Here is a 26,697-nt window from a genome sequence, read left to right as displayed (position 1 = left end):
AATAAAATCCTCCTATACAATATTATTTTGTACAAGAGGATTTATTTTATTCACCTAAATTAAATGCTTTATGAAGTAAATTGAGAGCTCTCTTAACATACTCAGATTTAATTAAGCACCATATTGTCATATTAGAATCAGCTGTTTGAAGAATTTCTATTGAACCTTTTGATAATGTATTTATTATTTTCGCCATTATACCAGGTACTCCAGTCATTCCTATCCCAACTATAGCTATAGTGCTACAATTTTCTATTAAGTTATATTTTATATCTGCTTCCTTAAGAACTCTTTCTAGTTTTTCCTTTTTACATGAATCTATAGTGAAAATTTGTTCAGTTGGAAATATATTTATTAAATCTAGACTGATATTATTTTTCGCTAAAATTTCTAATAAATATCTATAATTTACTTTATCTTTATTTTCATTTAATCTTACTGTTACTTGAGCTCTATTATTTAAATGTGTTATCCCTGAAATAGTTCTTTCATGATTACTTGTTCCATAGCTATTAACTAAAGTACCTTTACAGTTACTCATAGTATTCTTAATAACAATTGGAATATTAGCTTTTCTTGCACACTCAACAGCTCGTGGATGTATAACCTTTGCTCCTTGATCTGCAAGTTGAAAAACCTCATTATAAGTTATTGTATCTATTAACGAAGCATCATCAACGATTCTTGGGTCAGCAGTCATTATACCATCTACATCTGTATATATTTCTATTTCTTCTGCATTTAAAGCTTCACCTATAATACATGCTGATGTATCACTTCCCCCTCTTCCAAGGGTTGTTAAATATCCTTTTCCAGTTATTCCCTGGAATCCAGTAACAACTGGAACTTTTCCGCTTTCTATAATACTTTTAATATTTTCTGTTTTTGTATAAAGTAAATCTGCTTCAGAAAAATTATCATTTGTTATAATACCTGCTTGACCACCAGTAAGTGGAACTGCTTGGATACCTTCATTTATTAAAACATTGCTCATTACTACACTGCTTATAATTTCTCCACAGCACATAAGCATATCAGTTGCCTGTAGGTTATTCCTCTTGAAATTATTATCTAATAAAGATAATAAAGTATCTGTAGCATAAGGTTCTCCTTTTCTTCCCATTGCAGATACAACTACTACAGGGGAAAATCCTTCATCTATTGCATTTTTAACCTTAGCTACTACTTGATTTCTTCTCTCTTCAGTAGATACAGATGTACCTCCAAATTTTTGTATAATTATTTTCAAGTAATAACCTCCCTAAATTTATGCTCTTGCCCTTTTTATTTTCTCCTTATCAGCTGAAACAACTATAACATTTGCTCCAATTTTAGTAACATAGCTCCAAGGGATTTCTACATATTCCCTACTACTGAATAGGCCTAATTTACTTCCGGCAACAGCAGCAACTATAAATTGCAAATTTCCATTTTCATCAATTATAAAATCTAAAGCTTGCTGAGTATCATATTTTTCTGCTTCTTCTGTATTAAATATTTCATATCTTTCTAAATCACTAAGAAGTCTATACTTAGATTCTCTTTTGGACTCATCTTCATAATACTCACCTTTTTTTCTATCTCCTCTTAACATAAGATTCACCTCCACACTATCTTATGTAAATCCTATGCTAATCAGAGATAATTTAGTACCTAATATTATGATTAAAATTATATTCTTCTTATTCCATTTTTATTTGAATTATCATATGCTTTTATATTAGGTTCTATTATATTATTTAATTTCTCCCATTCTATATCTTGACCTACATACGCTGAACTTATTATGCCTGGTTTAAAGCAAGTATCTAATACATAATTTATGTCATCAGCATTTATATTGTTAATTCTTTTTATTACTTCCTCTTGTGTTTTAATCTTATTTTGTAGTAGCATACTCTTTGCATTTGAAAACATTCTTGATGATGTACTTTCTAAACCTAATATATAACTTGCCTTTATTTTTTCCTTGTTAATTTCTAATACATCATTAGAAATTCCATTTTCAGCAAATTTTTTAAGTTCCTTATTAATAACATCTAGTGCCTTATCTGCAGATTGTTTACTTACTCCTGTATATATATTATTTATTCCAGTCCCTAAATATGGCTGAGCATATGAATAAATAGTATAGCAAAGTCCTAACTCTTCTCTTACATTTTGAAATAATATAGATGATGCTCCTCCTCCAAACACATTATTTAGAAGTACTAGAGAATAAGATTTTTCATGCGCATATGGCAATCCTTTAAATGCTAAATTTATATGAAGTTGTTCTATTGGTTTATTTGTATATTTACTTTGTGAAAGTAAAATTGGGGTTTTATATTCTGGCTTATAATCTCCTTCCCCTTCCCAAGACCCGAAATTATCTTCTATCATTTTCAATAATTCTTTTTCATCAAATTTTCCACATACAGAAATTACTGAATTATGAGGCGCATAATGTGATTTAACAAATTTCTTTATCTTTTTACTATTAAATGACTTTATATTTTCTATAGTACCAAGTATAGGATAAGATAATGAATTATCTCCAAAAATAGCCTTTGATGAATCATTATCTAAAACATCTTCTGGAGTGTCTTCACTCATATTTATTTCCTCAATAACTACACCTTTTTCTTTTTCTATTTCTTCATCATCAAACTTAGAATTTAATATCATATCAGCTAAAATTTCTATTGATAAATCTAAATGTGTATTTAAAGCTTTTATATAATAACAAGTTGCTTCTTTGCTTGTATAAGCATTTATTTGACCCCCTACATTTTCTATTTGTTGAACAATTTCCTTTGAAGTTCTTTTTTCTGTTCCTTTAAAAAACATATGCTCTATAAAATGTGATATACCGTTTAACTCTAAATCCTCATTTCTTGAACCATTTTGAACCATAACACCGACACTTATTGAATTTACGTGATCTATATATTCTGTTACAACTCTTAAACCATTTTTTAATATATATATATTGTACATAGTTCCTCCTCTTTATTTCTAAATTTATTCTATATTACTATTATTCTATATTATTTTATAGTTATGTAATACTTAATTATTAATTATTAGTGTTTAATTTAAATTTTATCATATAAAGAAAAAAAGGCAATAAATTGCCCTTTACTAACTTTTTCTATTCGCTTTTCTCAGTCTTTTCTTCTGAGTCATCAGTTAAAGCATCTTTTCTTGAAAGATTAATTCTTCCTTGATTATCTATTTCGGTTACCTTGACTAATATTTCATCACCTACAGATACCACATCTTCAACTTTATTTACTCTTGCTTTGTCTAATTTTGATATATGACATAATCCTTCTTTATTAGGAAGAATTTCAACAAAAGCACCAAAAGTAGCTATCTTAGTTACTTTTCCTAAGTAAACTTCTCCGACTTTAACTTCTTTTGTTAAACCTTCTATAATAGCTATTGCTTTATTTACGCCATCATGATCTGCTGAAGATACAAAAACTGTACCATCTTCTTTAATATCAATTTTAACTCCAGTTTCTTCGATAATCTTATTTATAACTTTTCCACCAGCACCTATAACATCTCTTATCTTTTCTGGATCTATACTTATTATTGAAGTTTTAGGAGCATATGTTGAAACTTCTCCTCTTGGTCCTGGAATACATTCACTTATTTTATCTAAGATATGAAGTCTAGCCTTTCTAGCTCCCATTATAGCATCTTCTATAACTTTAAAACTTAATCCCTTTATCTTAGTATCAACTTGTATTGACGTAATTCCTTCTACAGTTCCTGCAACTTTGAAGTCCATATCAGCAAAGAAGTCTTCTATTCCTTGAATATCAGTTAAAACTTCTTCTCTTGTAAGATCTTCTGAAGTTATAAGTCCCATTGCTATACCTACTGCTGGTCTCTTAAGAGGAACTCCTGCATCTAATAATGCTAAAGTACTACCACAAACTGAAGCTTGTGATGTTGAACCATTAGAACTTAATACTTCTGATACTAATCTAATAGTATATGGGAATTCTTCTTCTGAAGGTATTAATGGTTCTAATGCTCTTTCTGCTAAAGCTCCATGACCTATTTCTCTTCTTCCTGGGCCTCTTAAAGGCTTTACTTCACCTACTGAATATCCTGGGAAGTTATAGTGGTGCATGTATCTTTTTGATTCTTCTTCACCTATACCATCAATTATTTGAATATCTCCTACTGCTCCTAATGTAGCAACAGTCATTACTTGAGTTAATCCTCTTGTAAATAATCCTGTACCATGAGTTCTTGGTAAAATTCCTACTTCACATGATATTGGTCTAACTTGATCAAATGCTCTTTCATCTGGTCTTCTATGGTGATTTAAAAGCATATCTCTTACAACTTCTTTTTGTAAGTTATAGATTATTTCCTTTATATCTCCTACGTTTTCTGGATACTTTTCTTCAAATTCTGCATAAACCTTTTCATTTACTTCGTCCATTGCAGCATTTCTTTCATCTTTATCAGTTATCCACATAGCTTCTTTAATTATTTCACCAGCAAATTCTTTTATTTCATTTTCTAACTCTTTACTTGGCTTATATAATTCAGGAACCATTTTTTCTTTTCCAAATCTTTGCATTGCTTCTTCTTGGAATTTAATGATATCTTGGCAACTATCAAATCCAAATTTAATGGCAGCAAGCATAACATCCTCTGGAATTTCTTGACCACCAGCTTCAATCATCATAACTCTTTCACTAGTTGCACAAACAGTTAATTGGAGTTCACTTTCTTCTCTTTCTTTAGATGTTGGATTTAAAATGAAATTTCCATTGATTAGACCTACTTGCACAGCTGCAACAGGAGTTGTAAAAGGAATGCTTGATAAGCATAATGACAATGATGCTGCATTAATTGCTAGAATTTCTGGTAGGTTATCCTTCTCAACTGATACTACTGTACATACAACTTGAACATCATTTCTATATCCCTTTGGAAATAAAGGTCTTAATGGTCTGTCAACTGCTCTTCCAAATAATATAGCATTTTCTGAAGGTCTACCTTCTCTTTTAATAAAACCACCTGGTATTTTTCCTACTGAGTATAATCTTTCTTCATATTCAACACTTAGAGGAAAGAAATCTATTCCCTCTCTTGGTTTTTCTGAAGCATTAACATTAGTTAAAATTACTGTGTCTCCATAGCTAATAAATGATGCTAAATTTGATAACATCCCAATCTTTCCAAATTCCAACTTAAGTTCTCTACCAGCTATAGTTGTTTTCATTACATTGTTCATTTTGTAACCTCCCTTCAGGCTTATATCTTATCATTTAAAATTGTTAAAATAATAGAGCGGCTTAAAAACCGCTCTAAAGACTATCTTCTTAAGCCTAATTTTTTAATTATAGCTCTGTATCTTTCGATATCTTGATCAGCTAAGTAATTTAAAAGACCTCTTCTTTGTCCAACCATCATTAAAAGACCTCTTCTTGAGTGGTGATCTTTCTTGTGCATCTTTAAATGATCAGTTAAAGAATTAATTCTTTCTGTTAATAAAGCGATTTGCACTTCTGGTGAACCAGTATCTCCTTCATGTCTTCCGTGTTCTTTGATTATTTCTTGCTTTCTTATTGCGTCCATTGTTCGCACCTCCGTAAATTTATCCCCTATATCCAGGAAATGAGCTAGCACCCTCATATCTTAGAATTAGGTTCTTCTTTGCTATTATAACAAATGATATAGATATTGTAAATTATAAATTTACATAATTATATTACTATATCTCTATCTTCCGCAAATTTTTCATCTTTTTTAATTTGTTCAACAAGTTCCTCTAAGGAATTAAACTTTATTTCACCCCTTATTCTTTCAATAAAATAAACTTTAATTTCTTGTCCATAGATAGTATCATCAAAATTTAATATATATGTTTCTATAGTTAATTGTTGCCCATTTACTGTAGGATTATTCCCAACAGATGTAATTCCTTTATAAATTTTATTATTATACTCTACATTAGTATAATAAACTCCCTTATCCGGAATTATTATTTTATTATCGAACTCTAAATTTGCAGTTGGAAATCCTATTGTTCTTCCTAGTTTTTTACCATGAATAACTCTTCCTTTAATTAAATATGGCTTAGATAACATTTTAGAAGCTTCTTTTACATCTCCTTCTAAAATACTTTTTCTTATTCTAGTACTACTTATTACATCACCTTTATAAGTGTATGGTTCCATAATATATAATTCATATCCATATTTACTTTGAAGATCTTCTAATAAATTTACATCCCCTAAATTTTTATATCCAAATTTAAAGTTAAATCCAACTATAATTCCTTTTACATTATAGTCTACACAAAGTAATTTTATAAAATCCTCTGCAGACATTGACATAAATTCTTTAGTAAAGCTTCTTAGTATTACTATATCTACATCTTCTTGTTCTAAATATTTAAGCTTCGTTTCTAAATCCATAATTAATTTAGGTGTACTTTCTGGCTTTACTAATGTTTTAGGATGATTTTTATATGTAAACACCATACTTTTGCCTTTTTTTTCATTAGCAACTTGGACAGTCTTTTTTACAAGGGATAAATGACCATAATGAAGTCCATCAAAACTTCCTAATGCTACATAGTTGTCACTATCCTTATTTTCCATAATAATATCATCTATTACTATCATATCCTGCTCCCCTAATTAATTAATAATTTTTCTATTTTAAAGCCTTGATGATCGCTTTTACCAAGTCCTATAAACATTCCACTTTCATCATAAACTCTATATAGTTTTCCTATTTCAATATTTTCTTTGGTAAATCTCTTATCAAAAACTTTAACTCCATTAATTAAAAGTTTTGAATATTTAGTTAAAACTATTAATTTTTCATAGGAATCTAAAGCATCTTCTATACTTATAATGTAATCTTTTATATTTTCAGAATTTATATCTTTTATATTAATAGATTCATCCTCAGTAAATTTAGATGTTTTACTTCTTTTTAGCTTTGTCATAGTAGCTCCAACATTTAAAGCTTCCCCTATATCATAACAAAGACTTCTTATATATGTCCCTTTTGAACATGTAACTTTCATACTAATATATGGATTGTTTATCTTTACATCTTCTATCTTATATATATTTACAAGTCTACCTTCTCTTTCTACTTCTATGCCTTTTCTCGCCAATTCATAGAGCCTTACACCATTTTGCTTTAAAGCAGAATACATAGGTGGAACTTGAGAATATTCTTTTTCATAAGAATAAATAGCCTTCACTATATTTTCATCGCTTATATTAGATGGATCTTTTTCCTCTATTATATCTCCCTCTAAATCATATGTAGTAGTTTTTATACCAATCTTAAACTCTACTTCATAGATTTTTTCACTATTCATTATATAATCAATAATTTTTGTTCCTTTGCCTATACATATAGGCAAAACACCACTTGCTTCTGGATCTAGTGTTCCAGTATGTCCAACCTTTCCAGTGCCTGCTGCTTTTTTTATTATTCTTACAACATCAAAAGAAGTCATACCAGTATTCTTAAAAATATTAATTACGCCGTTCATTATAACAACTCTTTCTCTATTTCCTCTAGAATTTTGTTCTTAGCCTCGTCTAATTTTATACCCTTTAAAGTTATCCCCGCAGCTTTTACATGGCCACCGCCGCCTAGCTTTTCAGCTATATTTCTAACATCAAATTTATCTTTTGATCTTAAACTTGCCTTAGAACCATTTTCTATTTCCTTTATTAGAACTGCAACTTCTACACCTTTTATTTGTAAACCGAAAGATATTATATCTGATGTATCCCCTATTTCTATCCCAAGCTCATCCCCATAAGCCATAGGAATTTTAATTAATGCTACTTTACGATCAAATAAAAGTTCCATGTCATTCAATGCTTTACCCATCAATCTAATCTTTTCAAAACTCTTGTTATCAAAAAGATTTTGATGTATGTAGGTATTATTTACACCAATTTTTCTTAATTTTGCTGCAATATTATGAGTTCTAAAAGTTACATTTGAATGTCTAAATGCACCTGTATCTGTGACTAATGATGTATAAAGACAAGTACCTATCTCTCTTATATCATCACTTTGATTATTAAAATTAATTCCTAATGATTCTAACAATTCAAAAACTATTTCTGCCGTAGCCGCAGCTTCTACATCTACATAATTTAAATCTCCATATTTATCATTTGTAATATGATGATCTAAATTTAATATACTTCCTTTAAAATTATCTAAGTCTGCAGATATTCTTTCATAATTTCCACAATCTAATACTACAACTATTGAAGTATCATCAACTGGAGTTATTAAATTTCCTGTAGCTTCATTTGCACCTTTAAGAAATTGAAGATTTTCTGATATTATATCTTTTGAAATTAAATAAGCATCTTTTTTTAAGGTTCTTAATCCATTTAATAGTGCAAGTGCACTACCTACTGCATCACCATCAGGTGATACATGGTAGGTAATGCCTATTTTTTTACTATCTAAAATTGCTTTAGATATATCTTGTAATGTGTTCATTACTTTTCCTTAACTTTTTCTATAAGCTCTTCTATTTTCATACTGTAGCTTATAGAATCATCAAGCTCAAATAATATTTGAGGTGTATTTCTCAAATTCATTCTTTGGCTTATTTCTTTTCTTATATATCCGCTTGCACTTTTTAATGCTGCAAAGGTTTCATTTTTTTCTTCTTCATTTTTACCAAAAATACTTACAAATACCTTTGCATATCTTAAATCCTTAGTTACTTTAACTGCTGTAATTGAAACCATAGCAGTCATTCTAGGATCTTTAATTTCATCTCTTATGATAACACTTATTTCTCTTCTAACTTCTTCGTTTATTCTGCCACCTCTGTAATTAGCCATTTAAAATCACCTCTTTAATTAAAGCTGCTTTCTTTCAATTGCTTGCATACTAAATGACTCTATTACGTCACCTTCTTTAAGATCATTAAACTTTTCAACACTTAAACCACATTCATAACCAGTGTTTACTTCCTTTGCATCATCTTTAAATCTCTTAAGTGAAGCTAAAGTTGATTCAAATATTACTATTCCATCTCTTATAACTCTAACTTCAGAGTTTCTTATTATTTTACCATCTGTAACGTAACATCCAGCAATTGTTCCTACATTTGAAATCTTATAAACCATTCTTACTTCTGCTTTTCCATTTACAACTTCTTTATACTCTGGATCAAGCATTCCAATCATAGCTGATTTAACATCTTCTATTGCATCGTAAATTATTCTATATGTTTTAATTTCGACCCCTTCTTTATCTGCAACTACTGTAGCATTTGAATCTGGTCTTACATTAAATCCTATAAGTAATGCATTTGAAGCCGTTGCAAGAGTAACATCTGTTTCAGTTATAGCACCAACACCACCATGAATTACTCTTACTTTAACATCTTCAGTTGAAAGCTTTTCTAATGATTGTTTTATAGCTTGAACTGACCCTTGAACATCAGCCTTAACTATAATACCAAGTTCTTTAACTGTTCCTTCTTGAATTTGGCTATATAAATCTTCAAGAGAAACTCTATTAGCTGAATGGAAGCTTTCATCTTTAATTTTTTGTTTTCTTGTTTCAGCCATATTTCTTGCTGTTTTCTCATCTTTAACAACAGTAAATCTATCTCCTGCTGCTGGAACTTCTGAAAGTCCTAAAATTTCCACTGGAATTGAAGGACCAGCTGCTTTTATACTCTTTCCTTTATCATCAAACATAGCTCTTATTCTACCATATGTAGAACCAACTAATATTGAATCTCCTACATGTAATGTACCATTTTGAATAAGTAGTGTTGCTACTGCACCTCTACCTTTATCAAGTTTAGCTTCTATAACAGTACCCTTAGCTTTTCTCTTTGGATCTGCTTTAAGTTCTGCCATTTCTGCTGTTAATAGAACCATTTCTAATAATTGTTCTAAATTTTCACCTGTCTTTGCTGATACAGGAACACATATAGTATCTCCACCCCAGTCTTCGGCTACTAATTCATACTCAGTTAATTCTTGTTTAACTCTATCTATATTAGCTCCTGGTCTATCTATTTTATTTATAGCTACTATCATAGGAACTTCTGCTGCTTTACAGTGGCTAATAGCTTCTTTTGTTTGTGGCATTATACCATCATCTGCTGCAACAACTAATATAACTACGTCTGTAACTTGAGCTCCTCTTGCTCTCATTGCTGTAAAAGCTTCGTGTCCTGGTGTATCTAAAAATGTTAATTTTTCGCCATTTAAATTTACAGTGTAAGCTCCAATATGTTGAGTTATACCACCAGCTTCATGAGCAGTAACATTAGCTTTTCTTATAGCATCTAATAATGAAGTCTTACCATGGTCAACGTGACCCATAACTGTAACTATAGGAGGTCTCTTAACTAGGTTTTCTTCTACCACTTCTTCTTCTTCAACCACTTCTAGCTCTTCTTTTTCTTCTTTTTTAACAACTAAACACTCATATTTTTCACATACTTTTTCAGCAGTTGCAAAATCTATTTCTTGATTTATAGCAGCCATAACTCCTGTAAAAATAAGAGTCTTTATAACATCTGCACTTGGTTTTCCAAGTTTTTCTGAAAGTTCTTTTACAGTTATTGTCTCTCCAATTTCAACAACACCTGATCCGCCTTCACCAATTATGTTAGCGTCTTCTTCTACTTTCTTTCTTTTTCTTTTTTTAGCTTGATTATTAACTTCTTCAGCTAATATTTCTTCATATTCATCAACTATAGTTTTATCTCCTGATGCTCCAGTATCTCCAATTAACTCTTTGATTAACTCTGCATCTTCATCTTCTATAACGCTCATATGATTTTTTACATCAACGCTAAACTCATTCATTAATAATTCTATAAGTTCCTTTGAACTTATTTGCAGTTCTTTTGCCAATTCATATACTCTGATTTTTGACAATAAAATCACCCCCGGTTAAATTTTAACTTTTTCCTCTTCGTAAATGGTATAAAGTTTTTTAGCCATATTTTCATCTGTTATAGCTAATATTTTCACTTCTTCTCTTCCAATTGCAGCACCTAACTCTTCTTTTGAAAAGTCTTCTATAAATTTTATATCTTTTGATACGCAATGATTTTTAAATTTCTTTTTTGTACTATTTGAAGCATCATTAGACATGATGAATAAAAAAATAGATTTCCTATTTCTTTGCTCGTCACATTTACTATACCCTTCAACTAAATTTCCTGATCTTTTAGCTAGGCCTAGAAAATTAAAAAATTTATTCATTTTCAATCTCTTCCCTTAATCTATTGTATATAACTTCATCTATAGCTATATCTAAATTTCTTGAAAGCCTTTTTGTTTTAAAAGCTTTTTCTAAACACTCTTTATCTTTGCAAATATATGCGCCTCTGCCTGATTTTTTCCCAGTTAAATCAACTGAAACATCACCTTTTGGAGTTTTTACAACCCTTATAAGTTCCTTTTTAGGTTTCATCTCCATACATCCTGTGCACATTCTCAAAGGAATTTTCTTTACTTTCATAAAAATCCTCCCTTATTCTATAGTTTCTTCAACTGTTTCTTCTTTTAATGCATCTGCTTGAGATTTGCTTTTTATATCTATTTTCCAATTTGTTAACTTAGCTGCAAGTCTAACATTTTGCCCTTCTTTTCCTATTGCAAGTGATAATTGATTATCGTCTACAACTACTTTAGCAGATTTTGTTTCTTCACAAGCAACTACTTCTAAAACTTTAGCAGGACTTAATGATGCTGCTATAAACTCTTCAGGATTTTTGCTCCATTTTATTATATCAATCTTTTCACCTTTAAGCTCGTTAACTATATTTTGTACTCTTGTTCCTTTCGGTCCAACACAAGCCCCCATTGGATCTACATTTTCATCATTTGAGTAAACAGCAATTTTACTTCTTGAACCAGCTTCTCTTGAAATACTCTTTATTTCAACAACACCTTCATATATTTCAGGCACTTCTAACTCAAATAGTCTTTTTACTAAACCTGGATGGGTTCTTGAAACTAAAATTTGAGCCCCTTTTGATCCATTTTTAACTTCTACAACATATAGTTTTACTTTTTCATTAAATTTATATTCTTCTCCTGGAATTTGTTCATTTGGTCCAATAGATGTTTCTATTCTTCCAAGATTTACAAAGACATTACCTTTATCTTTTCTTAAGACAGTACCAGTAATTATGTCATATTCTAATTCTTTGTACTCTGAATATACTATGTTTCTTTCAGCTTCTCTTATTCTTTGAGTTACCACACCCTTAGCAAGCTGAGCTGCTACTCTACCAAAATTCTTTGGAGTAACTTCTAAATCAACTATATCATCAAGATCATATCTTGGGCTAACTTCCTTAGCTTCTTCTAAACTTATTTCAGTTACATCATCATACACATCTTCAACTACTACTTTTTGAGCGTATACATGAATTTCTCCTGTTTCTCTATTTATACTTACTTTAACATTTTGTGCTGAAGTTGTTGGGCTAGCGTAGTTCTTTTTGTATGCTGCAACTAACGCATCCTCAATAGTTGTAAAAAGTAAATCTTCGCTAATCCCCTTATCTTTAACAATTTCTCTAAGAGCACCTATAAACTCTTGGTTCATTTTAATATCCTCCTTATTATATTTCCCCTTCTAAATTGGCTGATTTTATTTTATCTTTTGGAATTGTAACTAACTCATCAGCTTCAACTACAACTGAATCATCACTTACTTCCTTTAATATACCTTTTAAATTTTTTCTTCCATTTAATGATTTTGTGAATTTAACCATTATCTCTTTTCCTATTTGCTTTTTAAAGTGTTCATCTGTAAATAGTCCTCTATTTAATCCCGGTGATGAAACTTCCAAGAAGTATGCATCTTTGATTGGATCTTTTTCATCCATGACATCACTTACTCTTCTAGACAATGCTTCACAATCAGATAATGCTATACCACCATCTTTATCAATATATATTCTTAAATAATAATCTCCATTTTCTTTTACATACTCAATGTGATAAATTTCATAATTAAGTTCTTCAGCTATAGGTCTTACTAATTGATCAATAGTTTCTAATAATGCATCAACTTTCATATTAACCCTCCTTTACTATATTCAGTTTTTAAATTTTAAAGCTTTACTAAATCTTAACTACTCTATAAAAAAAGCAACTATTTGTAGTTGCAATTAAATAGAAAGAGCGGGCATTTATCACTCCCACTCACATTTTCTAGCTATTAGTAAATTACTTCTTTAATTATCCTATCATAATTTCCTAATTAATACAAGGGGTAGTAATTAAATTGTTACGCTACTTATATTAATTACTTGCCCCATATATATTATTTTTATACTTAATTTAAAACAAAGATAACTGATTCGTTTCTGACATTCCTTCAAGGCACCCATGATTACTCAATGTTTCTATTACAGTTTTTGAAACTTTTGATCTTACTCTTAAATCCTCTTTAGATATAAATTCGCCTTCTTTTCTAGCTTCTACTATACTTTTTGCTGCGTTATCTCCAACTCCTTGAAGCGCACTTATAGGAGGTCTTATTCCATCCTTCTCAATTGTAAACTTTGTTGCTTCTGATATATATAAATCTACCTTTAAGAATTTGAGTCCTCTTGCATAAAGTTCATAGGAAAGTTCTAAAACAGTAATTAATCCCTTATCTTTTGCTGTAACTTTATTTCCTAGTTCGTAAAGTTCATCTAATTTTGCTTTTATTGCTCCTGGTCCCTTACAAATAAGGTCCGCATCAAAATCATCTGCCCTTACAGTAAAATATGTTGCATAATATGCTTCAGGATAATATACCTTAAAGTAAGCTATCCTTACAGCCATCATTACATAAGCAACAGCATGCCCTTTAGGGAACATGTATTTTATTCTTTTACATGACTCTATATACCAATCAGGAACATTATTTTCCTTCATTGTTTTTTCAAATTCTTCTGTAAGTCCCTTACCTTTTCTTACACTTTCCATTATGGTAAACGCCATCTTAGGAGGTACTCTAGCATACATTAGATAAACCATGATATCATCTCTTGTAGATATACAGTCTTTAAGTGTAGTATATCCTTCTTTTATAAAGTACTGTGCATTGTTAAGCCATACATCTGTACCATGTGAAAGACCAGATATTCTAACTAAATCTGCGAAACTTTTGGGTTGAGTATCTACAAGCATTCCTCTAACAAATTTTGTACCAAATTCCGGAAGTCCATAACTACCAACTTCACACCCTAGTTCTTCCTTAGTTACTCCTAGTGCTTCTGGTGAAGTAAATAAAGAAATAACTTTTTTATCATTTAAAGGTATTGTTTTAGGGTCTACTCCAGTTAAATCTTGAAGCATTCTTATCATAGTTGGATCGTCGTGTCCAAGTATATCAAGTTTAAGTAATCTTCCTGATATAGAGTGATAATCAAAATGAGTTGTTGTAACATCTGATGTTGGATCATCAGCAGGCCGTTGTATTGGTGTGAAATTATAAATTTCATTATCACTTGGAACAACCATAATACCACCTGGATGCTGCCCTGTTGTTCTTTTTATTCCTGTGCAACCAATAGTTAATCTTTCAATTTCAGCACTTGATGCTCTAAGCCCTCTTTCATCTAAATATTTTCTTACATATCCATATGCTGTTTTTTCAGCAACAGTACCTATTGTTCCTGCTTTAAATACGTATCCTTTACCAAACAAAACTTCTGTATATTTATGAATTTCTCCTTGGTTATCACCTGAAAAGTTAAGATCTATATCAGGTTCCTTATCACCTTCAAATCCTAGGAAAGTTTCAAACGGTATATCATGACCATCTTTTATATATTTAGCTCCACATTTCGGACAATCCTTATCTTCTAAATCAGCACCTGAGCTTACAGAACCATCTAAGAAGAACTCCGAATTTTTACAGTTAGGGCAAACGTAATGTGGAGGTAACCCATTAACCTCTGTTATATTTGACATTGTTGCAACAAAAGATGATCCAACAGATCCTCTTGATCCAACTAAGTAACCATCTGCTAGTGATTTTGCAACTAGTTTTTGGGCAATCAAATATAACACAGCATACCCATTATTTATAATTGAGTTTAATTCCTTATCTAATCTTTTTTGAACTATTTCGGGCAGTGGATCTCCATAAATTGAATGTACCTTTTTCATAGTCATTTCTCTAATTTCATCATCTGCACCTTCTATTTTAGGTGGATATGTTTCATCTGGTATTGGCTTTAAAACATCTATAGAATCTGCTATTTCTCCTGGATTAGTTATTACAACTTCTTTTGCACCATCTACTCCTAAATAAGAAAACTCTTTTAACATTTCTTCAGTAGTTTTTAAATATAAAGGTGGCTGTTTTTCTGAATCTGAGAAACCTTGCCCTGCCATTATTATTCTTCTAAAAACCTCATCTTGTGGATCTAAAAAGTGTACATCTCCTGTTGCTACTACTGGTTTATTAAGTTCTTTACCTAAATTATATATCTTAGTATTTAAACTTCTAAGTTCGTCTTCATCTTTTACATTTCCTTTATTTATAAGATATTCATTATTCCCTATAGCCTGGATTTCTAAATAATCATAAAATCCCATGATTTCTTTTAGTTCTTCATCTGACTTTCCATCTAAAACAGCTCTATATACTTCTCCAGCTTCACAAGCCGAACCAATAATTAGCCCTTCTCTCATTTCCATAAGCTTACTTTTTCTAACCCTTGGATTCTTATGAAAATTATCTATATGAGCTTCAGATACTAATTTATATAAGTTCTTCATACCTGCTTGAGTCTTTGCAAAAATTATTATATGATATGTCTTTTCCTTTTTAATATCCATTTTTTCAAGGAATTCCCTATTTAAATCATTAAGACTATTCATATTTAATTCTTCTACCATCTTTTTGATAGATATCAAGAAAATTTCTGCAGTTGCCTTTGCATCATCAACTGCTCTATGATGATTTTCAAGTGAAACTCCAAGATGTTTAGCTACTAAATTTAATTTTACTCTTTTTAATTCAGGGTATAAAAATCTTGCAAGAGGAACTGTATCTACTATAGTTGAATTAAATTCAAGACCTAAGTCATTACAATTCTTTTTTATAAATCCTGTATCAAATGCTGCGTTATGAGCTACCACTGCACAATCATCTATAAACTCCATAAATTTAGGTAAAACAGCTTCTATAGGATCTGCATCTTGAACCATTTCATCAGTTATTCCAGTAAGTTCCGTTATCTTATAAGGAATTCTACATTTAGGATATACAAATTCACTAAATGTATCTATTACTTCTCTTCCCTTAATCTTCACAGCTCCTATTTCTATTATCTTATCATTTTTAGCTGAAAATCCTGTAGTTTCTATATCAAATACTATAAAAGTATCATCAAAGCTTTGCCCCATATCATTTAATGCTATAGGTATTCCATCATTAACTAAATATCCTTCTACTCCATATAGCACCTTAATTTTATTCTTTTTAGCTGCAATTTGAGCATCTGGAAAAGCTTGAACAACACCATGATCTGTTATTGCGATAGCTTTATGCCCCCATTTTGCTGCTCTTTCTATTATTTTAGTAGCTGACACAACGCCATCCATAGCACTCATGGTTGTATGACAATGAAGCTCAACTCTTTTTTCTTCAGCTCCATCCATTCTTTCTATCTTACTCATTCTTAAGATATCTCTTCCCATTATTACTACTTCTCTAGCATATGTATCATAAATTGCTTCTCCTCTCACTTTACAGTATAAGCCTTTTTTAACATTCTCTAATACTTCTTCAGTTTCTTGTGGCTTTAAAAAGCATTTTACGGTTATTGAACTTGTATAGTCTGTAATAAAGAAAGTTAATATAATTTTACCTGTTTTAGTTTCAACTATATCTGTTTTAAATACTTCCCCTATAACAGCAACAACACCTGAAGTTTCATCAATTTCCTTAATTGGTATAGCTTCTTGACTTATACCTCTTCCTAAAATGCTATTTTCACTTTTAGGCTCTCTTTTGAATTCTCTTTTTTCATATGGTTTCTTAGCCTTAGCATTTTGTTTTTCTTCACTTGGATTACTTGTAGACTGCACTGAAATATTTCTTCCACTGAAGATTTCTTTTAAAACTTCTTTTTCTTTTTCAAGTTTTTCAGTATAGTCACTTTCTACTTCCAAGCTACTATCATACTCTAAAGTTATTTTAGATTTTATTCCAAATATACTTTCTATCTTTAATGCTATTTGCTTTGGAATATCTTTTGTATTTAGATGCTCATTTATTTTCTCATATCCACTAGCTATATTTATAGTATTACCATTAACACTCTTCTTTCCTTTAATAAGTACTGATTTAGATAAAGGTGCTTTTTTCATTACATCTTCTGTAACTTCAAGCCAATGTTTTTCTACTATCTCATTTAGTGTTAAGTTTGATATATCCCTATAAAATAAGACTTCTATATTTATATCAATTCCTAATGTTTTCTTAATTGCCCTTTTAACTTCATCTTCTTCTTGATTATTTAAACCATCTTTTCCACGTAATACAACTTTTAGAAGATTGCTTTTCTTTAAAAACTGAAACTTTATTATATTTATTCCTTTATCTTCTAATGATTCATTCTTATTTATTTCTTTCTTTATAAGTTTTAAAGCATCTTCACTCAAATAAATAACACCTCCTGTATACTTGATCATATCTAATTGATAATGCATAGTTTAATATTTTATGAAGTGTTGAGTAAAATATTTATTAATATTTGGCAAATAATAATTAACGAAATAATTGACAATGTAAAATGTCAATTAAGTATTTATCCAACTTAATTTTTCATTATTCATTGTCAATTATTCTAATTACATATTTTCTATTTCTTTCATTAACTCTTCAATTAAATCTTCTTCTTTTACTTTTTTAACAATTATACCTTTTTTAAAGATTAAACCTTCTCCTCTACCACCGGCAATTCCAATGTCTGCTTCTCTTGCTTCTCCTGGTCCATTAACAGCACAGCCCATTACAGCAACCTTAATATTTTTGTTTATACTTTCTAATTTTTTTTCAACTTCTTGTGCTATTTTAATAAGGTTAATTTGAGTTCTGCCGCAAGTAGGACAAGATATAAATTGTAATCCGCTTTCTCTTAATTTTAAGGCTTTTAATATTTCCTTAGCAACCTTTATTTCTTCAATCGGATCACTAGTTAAAGATACTCTAACAGTATCGCCTATACCTTCTGCTAAAAGTGTACCAAGTCCAATACTTGATTTTATTGTTCCCCTAAAAGGTGTTCCTGATTCAGTTACACCTAAATGAAGAGGATAATTGCAACTTTGACTCATCAATCTATATGCTTCTATCATCATTACAACATCAGATGATTTTATTGAAATAACTATATCATAAAAGTCTAATTCTTCTAGTATTTTAACATGTCTTAAAGCTGATTCAACTAACCCCTTTGCAGTTGGCTTTCCATCTCTTTCTAAAATATCTTTTTCTAAAGACCCTGAATTTACGCCAATTCTAATTGGTAAGTTTTTAGCCTTTGCTGCTTCTGCAACTATTTTAACTTTTTCTATACTTCCAATATTACCTGGATTTATTCTTAATGCAGATACTCCATTTTCGATAGCTGCTAAAGCTAATTTATAATCAAAATGTATATCTGCAACTACAGGAATTGGTGAACCTTGGCATATTTCCTTTAATGCCTCTGCCGCCTTCATATCAGGAACTGCACATCTTATTATTTCACATCCTGCTTTATATAAAGTATTTATTTGTTCTAATGTAGCTTCTACATCTCTTGTATCTGTATTTGTCATTGATTGAATAGATACAGGAGCATCTCCTCCTATATAACAACTTCCAACCTTAACTTTTCTTGTTTGTTTTCTTTCCATTTTATTTCCTCTCCTAAAGTTGTATAGGGAATAATATATCTTTTATTGTAACTATAATCATAAGCCCAAAAAGTAACATTATTCCAACATAGTTCATTGCCCCAACTAATTTATCTGGTACTTTTCTTCTTGTAATAAGCTCTATTAATAATATTACAGTCCACCCACCATCTAAGGCTGGGAATGGTAACATGTTAAATACAGCTAAATTTATGCTTATAAAGGCTACAAAATACATAAGATTCCATATACCATTTTTTGCGGCCTCACTAGACATTCTGATAATAGATACCGGTCCCCCTACATCTGTTTTAAAATTAACTTCACCCATAATCATCATCTTTAAACTTTTATAAGTTTGACTAATTACTGATAATGTTTCTTTGAAGCTTTGTTTAAAACTTTGTACAATACCAGGGTTATCTACTCTTTCGAATCCAAAGCCTATCATGTATCTTTCCCTTCCATTTTCCTCTGTCAACTTTGGAGTAACAGTAACTTCCTTCTTCTCCCCATTTCTTTCAATTAAAAAGTTAATTGGATTATTTTTTGCAAGACTTATACCTATAGTTAAATCATCTGCTGAAAATACTCTACTTCCATTAATCTTTACGAAAGTATCGCCTTCTTGTAATCCAGCTTCCATTGCTGGCATATTTTCAATTAAGCTATTTACCTTAGGTAAACTATATCCAAACTTATTTAAAAATACTGTAAATATAATTATAGCAAATAAGAAATTCATAGTTGCTCCAGCTATAATAACACTTATTCTTCTAAGAGGCGATTTCGAAGAAAAGCTCCTTTCATCTTGAACCTCTTCTTCTTCTCCCATCATTTTAACATATCCTCCAATAGGAAACAAACCTATTGAATATTTTGTTTCTTTTCCTTGAGTTGAAAGTATTTTAGGTCCCATTCCAATAGCAAATTCCTCAACCTTTATTCCATTTACCTTTGCCATTACAAAATGACCAAGTTCATGGACTATTATAAGTAAACTAAATCCCAATAACGCATAGATTATATACAATATATTTCTCCTCCTAATTCCATCTTACCCTTATATATTCTCTTACTTTCTTATCTAATTCAATTACATTTTCTAAATTAACTTCCTTTGATTTTTCTTCTTTAAAATTTTCTAAAGCCTCTTCTATGATTTCTGAAACTTGTAAAAACTTTATCTTTTCTTCTAAAAGTAAAGATACCGCTTCTTCATTAGCACCATTTAATATACATGGAGCTAACCCTCCTTCTTTTCCAGCTTTATAAGCAAGCTTTAAACACTTGAAAGTTTCTAAGTCAGGTTTTTCAAAAGTTAATGCTCCAATTTCATAAAAATTAAGTTTTTTTGCTATAGCATGTTTTCTTTCTTTTTTATTAATTGCATATTGTATAGGTAACTTCATATCCGTTGAACCTAACTGAGCAATAACACTTGCATCATTATACTCTACCATTGAATGAATTATACTTTGAGGGTGCACTACTACTTCTATATTTTCATATGGACAATTAAACAAAAAATGCGCTTCAATAACTTCAAGTCCTTTATTCATAAGTGTTGCTGAATCTATAGATATTTTTTGACCCATATTCCATTTAGGATGTTTTAATGCATCATTTACCGTCACACTTTTTAAGTATTCATTATCTTTTCCTCTAAATGGTCCCCCTGAAGCTGTTAAAATAATTTTACTTACATCATTTTCAGTATACCCATTTAAAGCTTGGAATATAGCACTATGTTCCGAATCTACTGGTAGTATATCTACTCCCATTTCTTTTGCTTTTTTCATAACTAACTCGCCAGCTACAACTAAAGTTTCCTTATTAGCTAATGCTATATCTTTTTTTGCTTCAATAGCTTTTATAGTTGGTCTTAATCCAATCATCCCCACTACTGAAGTTAAAACCATATCTATTTCTTCCAATGTAGCTATTTTTTCAAGACCTTCTATTCCTGAATAGACTTCTATCTTCAAATTGTTATCTAAACAATAACGTTTAATAACTTTTGAACTTTCCTCATCCATCATAGCCACATATTTAGGATTAAATTCATTTATTATTTCCTTAATCTTTTCAACAGATGAATTAGCACTTACACCTATAAGCTTAATTTCATTATTTGAACTTCTTATTACATCTAAAGTTTGAGTACCTATTGAGCCTGTAGCCCCTAAAATCGAAATGTTTTTCATACTTACCTCCTCGAATTCAGTATTTAACTACTGTATATCATATCTTTTGCAATTATACTGTAAATTGGACCTGCAATTATACCAATAAATCCAAACATTTTTACCCCTACATAAATCGATACTATTACTATTAATGGATGAATTTCTAATTTGCTACTTAGAAATTTTGCCTCTAATATTTCCCTAACAAACCGTTCTAACAAATATAATGAAATTAATCCAATTATTAATAAATACCTCTTCATTATAATATTGTATATTATAATTGGTATAAAAACAATTGTTGTTCCAACAAAAGGAAGTATATCTAAAATTGCACATAGACTTCCTAAAAAAATACTATTATGTATTCCAAGTATCTTAAATCCTAATGTTATTATAAAAGCACTTAATATTATTAACCTTACTTCTATTTTAAAAACTTCTTTTAAATTTTTTATTTTCTCCATGAAATTATTTATAACTTCATTTGGAAATATGTTTTTTAACAAATCATAAATTTTACTCTTATCAACTAATATAAAATAATCTATAATATTAGCTAAAAAGTATGCTATAACTCCATCTCCAGTTACTATTGCACCTTGCATTATCATATTACTACTAAAGAAACCACTTAAAGTTTGTAGCATTTTATTCAAGTCAAAATTCAAAAGTATTTTCATATTTTTAATAAATGTATCTACTTCTGACATATTATTTCTATAAAACTTATAAAATAAACTTAAAATTGTATTTCCAAAATAAAATATTATAACAAACATAAAAATATTTATTATAAGTAAACTTAAGATTGCACACATAGATTTCGGTAAGTTAGTTTTTATAAAAAATTTATATAATGGCTGAGTTATTAAAATCATTATAACAACAATAATAAAAGGTTGAAAATAGTTTTTTATTAATAATGTAATTAACGAAATAATAATAAATGTAATTACTAAATTTATTATTTTATTATAGGTTTGATATAACTTCATAGCCCCCTCCTTTCTTTTTATATAAATTACACTTGAAACAACTATAAAATATACTACTAAGCCAAAGCTACATACTATGATTATATTAATATTAATGTTGATACATGACTTACTCTTCTTATATAAATTCATTTTAATCAAGTAGTAAGAAAATAATTATTTTATTTTCTGTCTTCTCAATGAGTAAATAAAATGAGTTTCACTCTAAACTTCTCACATAACCATACGTGAAAGCCTCTTTAATACGACTCTTATAATTCAAAAATATCAATTCTTTATAGCTTCAATGAGTAAATAGCATTAACTCTCTAGCTTTTACTTCTAAGAACTATTTTTTACTCATTGCTTACGCCCACTAAATTCTAATATTTGCAAATAGCCCATTTACCGATCCTAACTGTATGCATTCCACAGTATACTTAATAGTTAACGAATTGTATTTACTGAAATAATTTATTACTTCAGAAATAATATTAATACTACTTCTAGTCATTTTGTGTATTTCCAAATCTTTAATATTATCTCTTATATTCTCATATGAATTCTTACTATCCGATGTAATGAAATTATTTCTAAATTTACTATCATAAAGAACTGAAAAGTTAGCTTCAATTATATATAATTTTATTGAGTATATTAGAAGAAAAACTTCTACTTTGCTAATATTGCTAAATATATGACTTATAGTTCTAATATTTATATCATAGTTAATACTATCATTGCTAATAATTTAGTTATAGAAACGTAGTTGGTTTATTTATTTTATAATCTATCTAAAATATATATATAAGCCCGGAGAACCTTATGACTTTATGTAATAAGATTACTAAAAATATGAAAATTAAATTAAATAAAATATCCTAGTAAAGCTTAATTTTGCCTTACTAGGATATTTCAATGCTATTTTTTAAATTATAAAATACACTAAAACTTGGACGCTTACATCTAAACCTCACTTTTTAATTCCTTAGCTATATTTTTTCTTGATATTTTTATTGCAAAAGGTAAAATTATACTGAATACTAATATATAAATTAATGTTGAAAATGTTAATATTATCTTTCCATTAAAGCCTAAAGAAAATATCCCCTCTGAAGACATAATGATTATACTTATAATTTCTCCAGAAATTACTCCAATAATTAATCCTAATGTAATATATGTTAATACCTGCGTAGCTATTATTTGAATTACATTCTTAGGCTTAAGTTCTAAAACTCTTAATATCGCATACTCGCTTCTTCTATTATTTATATCATTCATCAAAGAATTAATAGCACCTAAAACTACAATAAATAATATAGCTCCCATAGATATAATAAGTACTGCCCATCTTTGAAATAAATATTGTCTATTTTCTTCCAATAAATCCTCAGTAATACTCCATTTTAATTCTGGATATTTACCTTTAAGTGTTTCTAACTTTTCTGCATAATTCCTTGGATTTTCAGTAAATACTATTAACCTTTCAAATTTATTTATATCATTCTTCTCTAATTCTTCTATAATTCTTTGAGAAGCTTTACTGGTAAAATCTATAACTATCTCAGCCCCATTATTGGGAAGTTTATTCATGTGCCCAATTACTATGAATTCACCAATAGGATAGTCTATCTTATCTTCAATAGATTCACCATACTCACGTGACGCTAAAGTTATTTTATTTCCTATCTCCAAATTATTTTTCTTAGCGAATTCTTCTGTAATTACAACCTTATCATTTAAATTAATATTATTGTCCACTTTTAATATGTTATTTTCAATAAATGGTTTTATATCCATAACTCCAACTGATGTTAAATCATCAGATAAATCTGTTACAAATGCTGTAGAATTATTTATAAAACTAACACTACTATTTTTATCTAACTTTTTAAAATCCTCCATTATTGAATAATTCAAATTTGAATCCCATTTTAGAACGCTTGTAACTGTTATATCCCCTGGATTATCACTTTTAGTATATTCTATACCATTCTTTTCTATTATATTAAATATGCTAGTTGAAAAAGTAATAACCATAAACAAAACAGATATAAATATTATAATGGCAGAATATCTTTTCACCTGTGGAATCATATTTTTTATTGCTATAAAGCTATACACACCCCCTACCTTTTTCACTGGTAAAAGTAATTTATTTAATATAAATTGTATATTGTTCATTACGTAAATAACAGTGCCCATAACAAAAAAAACTGAAGCTACTAAAGCATATATAGTAGCACTCTCACTATTTGATTTAAATACTACTCCATAGCAATAAATGCAAAATCCTATAAAATAAATAATATAAGTACCTATATTAGAGCCTTTTTTAATATACAAACCTTCATTTTCTTCCTTTATTTTTAAAGGTAATATTTTTGAAGATTTATAAGCTGGTATTAGCATCATAACTTCAATTATTATTGCAGTAATTAAAGTTATGACTATAGATTCCAAGAGATTAAAATTATAAATTTCTATTTCAAAATTAAATAAAGGCTTTATTAAATTTATAATTTTAGAATTAAAAATATAAGCTGTTATGAAACCTAATACGCATCCTATAATATTTATAAAAGTGCTTTGAACAAAAACTATCTTAAAACATTGTCTTCCACTTGCTCCAATTGATCTTATTATAGAAAAGTCTTTTCTATATTTATATAAAAATGTATTAAAATTAATTAGAATTAAATATCCACTCATTATTAATATAAGCGCACCTAAAATATATATAAATATTTTTAGACTTTGAAGGTTAACCTTAACTACCTCATTCTCTTCTACAATCTCACTTTCTATATCTTTATCTATTTCTTCTTTTATTGATGTTGCAAAATTCACTGTATTAACTACATCTTTATTAAGCTTTACCATAACTCCTGTAGCTATTTTCCCAGTAAACTCTCTAAGATTATTTATATCCATTATTAAAATATTTGGAATATCTAAGTTATTTTTATCATTTTGCAATACTTCTTTAATAGTGAAGAAGTCATTCTCTATTTCTACTGTATCTCCAATACCTTTATTTAATCTTTGAGCTAGTCCAGTATTTATAACTATTGAGTTATCCTTAAGACTACTAGTATATTTATATCTACTCTTACTTAAGTCATTATCTTCTAAACCAGCTATATAAGTGTCACTTCCTTCCACATATAAAAAGTCTATCAACACCTCTGAGGATTTTTCAACTCCTTCATTATTTATAATTTTATTTACAGTTTCTTGTGTAAAATCCTTATTTAATTCTCTATCATAACTAATCGATATATCCATATCTCCATAAACTTTATGAATATTATCCATAAGAGTTTTTTCTGAGTTTCTTATGAAGTTAAACATACTAAGAAATATAACAAGAGCTATCATTATACTAAATATTGATGAAATAACTATAAATTTATTATGCTTAATATTCTTAAATCCTACATCTCTCACTTTCCTAATCATACTATAACCTCATTATTTTCTTAAAAATATTCATAATAAAATCTATATCATTATTATCCTTCTTAATCTTATACTCCTCTATTATTTCTCCATCATGGAAAAATAAAACCCTATCAGCATAACTTGCTACCTCAGGGTCATGGGTAACCATAATTATACTTTTATTCATCTTATTTTTCATTATTTGAAGTATATTTAATATTTCTATCGATGTGTTATAATCTAAATTTCCTGTTGGCTCATCTGCAAGTAGTAACTTAGGATTAGTTATTATTGCTCTACCTATAGCTACTCTTTGTTTTTGTCCTCCTGATAACTGAACAGGTCTATGTTTTCTCCAATTATATATGTTTAACTCCTTCATTATTTCATTAACCTTTTCTATTGATTCCTTTTCTTTAATTCCTTTTAAGATAAGTGGTAACACTATATTTTCTTCTACTGTTAAATCCTTAAGTAAATTAAAATCTTGAAAGATAAAGCCTATGTTTTCTGATCTATATATACTTGCATTAGGTTCTTCATACATTCCTATTACTTCCTCATCTTCAAGCTTTATTTTACCTGAAGTTGGAGAATCTAAAGCTGCTACTATATTAAGAAAAGTACTTTTCCCTGAACCACTCTTTCCCATAATAGCTAAGAACTCTCCATCTTCTAAGTATAAATTTATATCCTTTAGTGCATTAACATTTGTATTAGAAATTCTATAAACCTTACATAAACTCTCTACAGATAATATTTTTTTCATATCACAAATTCTCCTTATACCAATTTGATTGTGAAGTATATAATTCAAAGTATTTTTTACCTAAATTAATAAGTTCTTTATGTGTTCCTATTTCAATTATTTCACCTTTCTCCATAACAATTATTTTATTAGAATACCTTGTTATCCCTAATCTATGAGATATTGTTATTGTCGTTTTATCATTTGAAAGTTCTTCAAACAATTTAAAAACCTCTAATTCTGATAACGGATCTAAAGCTGAAGTAGGTTCATCTAAAATTACTATATTACTACTTTTAAATATTCCTATTCCTATAGCTATTTTTTGCCACTCTCCACCAGACAGTTCTTCAGCATCTTTATATAACTTGATTTGCTAATATCCTTGTTATCTATGTCATTAATTAATTCTTCAATTA

22 protein-coding genes and 1 pseudogene are annotated in these 26,697 nt (G+C 29.0%); all 23 read right to left on the bottom strand.

The window, feature by feature from the left end; translation table 11 throughout:
• Nucleotides 1-46: 46 nt before the first annotated feature.
• Entirely contained in the window at nucleotides 47-1,249 is a 1,203-nt protein-coding gene (gene dapG / locus NSA50_RS10910) for an aspartate kinase (protein WP_257445070.1), read from the bottom strand.
• 18 nt (nucleotides 1,250-1,267) lie between these two features.
• A complete protein-coding gene (locus NSA50_RS10905) occupies nucleotides 1,268-1,594 on the bottom strand; it encodes a YlmC/YmxH family sporulation protein (protein ID WP_195263594.1) in 327 nt (108 codons plus the stop codon).
• A 77-nt stretch (nucleotides 1,595-1,671) separates the two neighbouring features.
• A complete protein-coding gene (locus NSA50_RS10900; protein ID WP_257445067.1) occupies nucleotides 1,672-2,979 on the bottom strand; it encodes a M16 family metallopeptidase in 1,308 nt (435 codons plus the stop codon).
• Nucleotides 2,980-3,133: 154 nt separating this feature from the next.
• A complete protein-coding gene (locus NSA50_RS10895; protein WP_257445065.1) occupies nucleotides 3,134-5,248 on the bottom strand; it encodes a polyribonucleotide nucleotidyltransferase in 2,115 nt (704 codons plus the stop codon).
• An 80-nt stretch (nucleotides 5,249-5,328) separates the two neighbouring features.
• Entirely contained in the window at nucleotides 5,329-5,592 is a 264-nt protein-coding gene (gene rpsO, locus NSA50_RS10890) for a 30S ribosomal protein S15 (RefSeq protein WP_195263597.1), read from the bottom strand.
• 128 nt (nucleotides 5,593-5,720) lie between these two features.
• On the bottom strand, nucleotides 5,721-6,644 hold the full coding sequence (locus NSA50_RS10885; RefSeq protein ID WP_257445063.1) for a bifunctional riboflavin kinase/FAD synthetase: 924 nt from the start codon (nucleotides 6,642-6,644) through the stop codon (nucleotides 5,721-5,723).
• A gap of 11 nt (nucleotides 6,645-6,655) precedes the next feature.
• The gene (truB, locus tag NSA50_RS10880; RefSeq protein WP_257445061.1) at nucleotides 6,656-7,534 is read right to left on the bottom strand and encodes a tRNA pseudouridine(55) synthase TruB; all 879 of its coding nucleotides are present in this window, start codon (nucleotides 7,532-7,534) and stop codon (nucleotides 6,656-6,658) included.
• On the bottom strand, nucleotides 7,534-8,511 hold the full coding sequence (locus NSA50_RS10875) for a DHH family phosphoesterase (RefSeq protein WP_257445059.1): 978 nt from the start codon (nucleotides 8,509-8,511) through the stop codon (nucleotides 7,534-7,536). The genes truB and NSA50_RS10875 overlap by 1 nt, the downstream gene beginning before the upstream one ends.
• The gene (gene rbfA / locus NSA50_RS10870; protein ID WP_195263601.1) at nucleotides 8,511-8,861 is read right to left on the bottom strand and encodes a 30S ribosome-binding factor RbfA; all 351 of its coding nucleotides are present in this window, start codon (nucleotides 8,859-8,861) and stop codon (nucleotides 8,511-8,513) included. The genes NSA50_RS10875 and rbfA overlap by 1 nt, the downstream gene beginning before the upstream one ends.
• A gap of 18 nt (nucleotides 8,862-8,879) precedes the next feature.
• Nucleotides 8,880-10,925, bottom strand: coding sequence for a translation initiation factor IF-2 (infB, locus tag NSA50_RS10865; protein ID WP_195263602.1), 2,046 nt, complete (start codon nucleotides 10,923-10,925; stop codon nucleotides 8,880-8,882).
• A 15-nt stretch (nucleotides 10,926-10,940) separates the two neighbouring features.
• Nucleotides 10,941-11,255, bottom strand: coding sequence for a ribosomal L7Ae/L30e/S12e/Gadd45 family protein (locus NSA50_RS10860; protein ID WP_257445055.1), 315 nt, complete (start codon nucleotides 11,253-11,255; stop codon nucleotides 10,941-10,943).
• A complete protein-coding gene (gene rnpM, locus NSA50_RS10855) occupies nucleotides 11,248-11,514 on the bottom strand; it encodes an RNase P modulator RnpM (RefSeq protein ID WP_257445053.1) in 267 nt (88 codons plus the stop codon). Before rnpM ends, NSA50_RS10860 begins: the two co-directional genes overlap by 8 nt.
• A 12-nt stretch (nucleotides 11,515-11,526) precedes the next feature.
• The gene (gene nusA, locus NSA50_RS10850) at nucleotides 11,527-12,609 is read right to left on the bottom strand and encodes a transcription termination factor NusA (protein ID WP_195263605.1); all 1,083 of its coding nucleotides are present in this window, start codon (nucleotides 12,607-12,609) and stop codon (nucleotides 11,527-11,529) included.
• A gap of 16 nt (nucleotides 12,610-12,625) precedes the next feature.
• Nucleotides 12,626-13,084 carry a ribosome maturation factor RimP gene (gene rimP, locus NSA50_RS10845; RefSeq protein ID WP_195428284.1) on the bottom strand — a complete coding sequence of 153 codons (459 nt, stop codon included), beginning with the start codon at nucleotides 13,082-13,084 and terminating at the stop codon, nucleotides 12,626-12,628.
• A 265-nt stretch (nucleotides 13,085-13,349) separates the two neighbouring features.
• A complete protein-coding gene (locus NSA50_RS10840; protein ID WP_458339757.1) occupies nucleotides 13,350-17,708 on the bottom strand; it encodes a PolC-type DNA polymerase III in 4,359 nt (1,452 codons plus the stop codon).
• Between the two features lie 159 nt (nucleotides 17,709-17,867).
• Complete coding sequence (gene ispG, locus NSA50_RS10835) at nucleotides 17,868-18,917, bottom strand: flavodoxin-dependent (E)-4-hydroxy-3-methylbut-2-enyl-diphosphate synthase (RefSeq protein ID WP_195263608.1); 1,050 nt, start codon at nucleotides 18,915-18,917, stop codon at nucleotides 17,868-17,870.
• A 13-nt stretch (nucleotides 18,918-18,930) separates the two neighbouring features.
• Nucleotides 18,931-19,950: a M50 family metallopeptidase gene (locus NSA50_RS10830; protein ID WP_257445047.1), complete on the bottom strand. Its 1,020-nt coding sequence runs from the start codon at nucleotides 19,948-19,950 to the stop codon at nucleotides 18,931-18,933.
• A gap of 13 nt (nucleotides 19,951-19,963) precedes the next feature.
• Nucleotides 19,964-21,124, bottom strand: a complete 1,161-nt coding sequence (gene dxr / locus NSA50_RS10825) for a 1-deoxy-D-xylulose-5-phosphate reductoisomerase (RefSeq protein ID WP_257445045.1) — start codon at nucleotides 21,122-21,124, stop codon at nucleotides 19,964-19,966.
• Nucleotides 21,125-21,147: 23 nt separating this feature from the next.
• Nucleotides 21,148-22,104: an AI-2E family transporter gene (locus NSA50_RS10820; RefSeq protein ID WP_257445043.1), complete on the bottom strand. Its 957-nt coding sequence runs from the start codon at nucleotides 22,102-22,104 to the stop codon at nucleotides 21,148-21,150.
• A gap of 945 nt (nucleotides 22,105-23,049) precedes the next feature.
• Nucleotides 23,050-25,548, bottom strand: coding sequence for an ABC transporter permease (locus tag NSA50_RS10815; RefSeq protein WP_257445041.1), 2,499 nt, complete (start codon nucleotides 25,546-25,548; stop codon nucleotides 23,050-23,052).
• 1 nt (nucleotide 25,549) lies between these two features.
• Nucleotides 25,550-26,299 (bottom strand): ABC transporter ATP-binding protein, encoded by a 750-nt coding sequence (locus NSA50_RS10810; protein WP_257445039.1) that lies wholly within the window; start codon nucleotides 26,297-26,299, stop codon nucleotides 25,550-25,552.
• A 1-nt stretch (nucleotide 26,300) separates the two neighbouring features.
• Nucleotides 26,301-26,501, bottom strand: a complete 201-nt coding sequence (locus tag NSA50_RS10805) for a hypothetical protein (RefSeq protein ID WP_257445037.1) — start codon at nucleotides 26,499-26,501, stop codon at nucleotides 26,301-26,303.
• A 48-nt stretch (nucleotides 26,502-26,549) separates the two neighbouring features.
• Nucleotides 26,550-26,651 (bottom strand): annotated as a pseudogene (locus NSA50_RS19950) (hypothetical protein); the annotation flags it as partial.
• Between the last annotated feature and the right edge of the window lie 46 nt (nucleotides 26,652-26,697).

Source organism: Clostridium mucosae (assembly GCF_024622765.1).
Lineage (GTDB): Bacteria > Bacillota > Clostridia > Clostridiales > Clostridiaceae > Clostridium.
Note: the sequence above shows the minus strand (reverse complement) of the source record. Positions and strands in the feature narration are given on the sequence as shown.

What these genes read in the sequence shown, in the direction of transcription:
- NSA50_RS10815 (WP_257445041.1), bottom strand. Translation starts at nt 25,548, where the DNA reads ATGATTAGGAAAGTGAGAGATGTAGGATTTAAGAATATTAAGCATAAT.
- rnpM (WP_257445053.1), bottom strand. Translation starts at nt 11,514, where the DNA reads ATGAAAGTAAAGAAAATTCCTTTGAGAATGTGCACAGGATGTATGGAG.
- NSA50_RS10900 (WP_257445067.1), bottom strand. Translation starts at nt 2,979, where the DNA reads ATGTACAATATATATATATTAAAAAATGGTTTAAGAGTTGTAACAGAA.
- rpsO (WP_195263597.1), bottom strand. Translation starts at nt 5,592, where the DNA reads ATGGACGCAATAAGAAAGCAAGAAATAATCAAAGAACACGGAAGACAT.
- nusA (WP_195263605.1), bottom strand. Translation starts at nt 12,609, where the DNA reads ATGAACCAAGAGTTTATAGGTGCTCTTAGAGAAATTGTTAAAGATAAG.
- rimP (WP_195428284.1), bottom strand. Translation starts at nt 13,084, where the DNA reads ATGAAAGTTGATGCATTATTAGAAACTATTGATCAATTAGTAAGACCT.
- NSA50_RS10860 (WP_257445055.1), bottom strand. Translation starts at nt 11,255, where the DNA reads ATGAATAAATTTTTTAATTTTCTAGGCCTAGCTAAAAGATCAGGAAAT.
- dxr (WP_257445045.1), bottom strand. Translation starts at nt 21,124, where the DNA reads ATGAAAAACATTTCGATTTTAGGGGCTACAGGCTCAATAGGTACTCAA.
- NSA50_RS10875 (WP_257445059.1), bottom strand. Translation starts at nt 8,511, where the DNA reads ATGAACACATTACAAGATATATCTAAAGCAATTTTAGATAGTAAAAAA.
- NSA50_RS10885 (WP_257445063.1), bottom strand. Translation starts at nt 6,644, where the DNA reads ATGATAGTAATAGATGATATTATTATGGAAAATAAGGATAGTGACAAC.
- NSA50_RS10840 (WP_458339757.1), bottom strand. Translation starts at nt 17,708, where the DNA reads ATGATCAAGTATACAGGAGGTGTTATTTATTTGAGTGAAGATGCTTTA.
- truB (WP_257445061.1), bottom strand. Translation starts at nt 7,534, where the DNA reads ATGAACGGCGTAATTAATATTTTTAAGAATACTGGTATGACTTCTTTT.
- NSA50_RS10820 (WP_257445043.1), bottom strand. Translation starts at nt 22,104, where the DNA reads ATGAAGTTATATCAAACCTATAATAAAATAATAAATTTAGTAATTACA.
- NSA50_RS10895 (WP_257445065.1), bottom strand. Translation starts at nt 5,248, where the DNA reads ATGAACAATGTAATGAAAACAACTATAGCTGGTAGAGAACTTAAGTTG.
- rbfA (WP_195263601.1), bottom strand. Translation starts at nt 8,861, where the DNA reads ATGGCTAATTACAGAGGTGGCAGAATAAACGAAGAAGTTAGAAGAGAA.
- ispG (WP_195263608.1), bottom strand. Translation starts at nt 18,917, where the DNA reads ATGGAAAGAAAACAAACAAGAAAAGTTAAGGTTGGAAGTTGTTATATA.
- NSA50_RS10810 (WP_257445039.1), bottom strand. Translation starts at nt 26,299, where the DNA reads ATGAAAAAAATATTATCTGTAGAGAGTTTATGTAAGGTTTATAGAATT.
- NSA50_RS10905 (WP_195263594.1), bottom strand. Translation starts at nt 1,594, where the DNA reads ATGTTAAGAGGAGATAGAAAAAAAGGTGAGTATTATGAAGATGAGTCC.